The organism is Streptomyces sp. SID12488, assembly GCF_010548275.1.
In the GTDB taxonomy this organism is placed as follows: Bacteria; Actinomycetota; Actinomycetes; order Streptomycetales; family Streptomycetaceae; genus Streptomyces.
On record NZ_JAAGLT010000126.1, the window covers coordinates 1 to 449 of the forward strand.

Annotated in this window: 1 protein-coding gene; it reads right to left on the reverse strand. The window is 74.2% G+C overall.

Annotation, left to right across the window (positions count from 1 at the left end; all coding sequences use genetic code 11):
* Window positions 1-449 (reverse strand): hypothetical protein (locus tag G3I56_RS42815; RefSeq protein WP_164418957.1); only part of this gene is annotated, 449 nt, incomplete at both ends.

A 449-nucleotide genomic window follows, 5' to 3' on the forward strand; every position in this document is an offset into this window, starting at 1 on the left:
TACGCCTTCCAGTTGCGCCGGTCGGTCTCGAACAGCCGGAAGTCCGGCGTCTTGACCACGAGGGTCGGGGCCCCCACCCCGCGTGCGCCCGCCGGGACGTCGTTGGTGACGACCGTGCGGGGCGTCCGTACGCCCAGCCCGCGGGCCAGGGCCAGCTGGTCCGGGCCGGCGACCGTGCCGCCGGGCAGGGCCACGTCGGCCGCCGACGCCACCTGCCGGAGGAATCCGGACCAGGACTCGGCCCGCAGCGGTGTCATCGAGCCCGGCGGGCGCGTCTGCGCCACCAGCGCACAGGCCGAGGCGTGGCGCACCCAGACCACGGCCGGTCTGACCCGGCGCCCGGCGATGTCCAGCAGACCGGTGTCCACGTCCAGCGCCATGGGCGTCGAGAGGAGTTCGTCCTGCTGGATCAGAACCGTCGGGGTTTCCAGCGGTCCCGTCAATGCGTC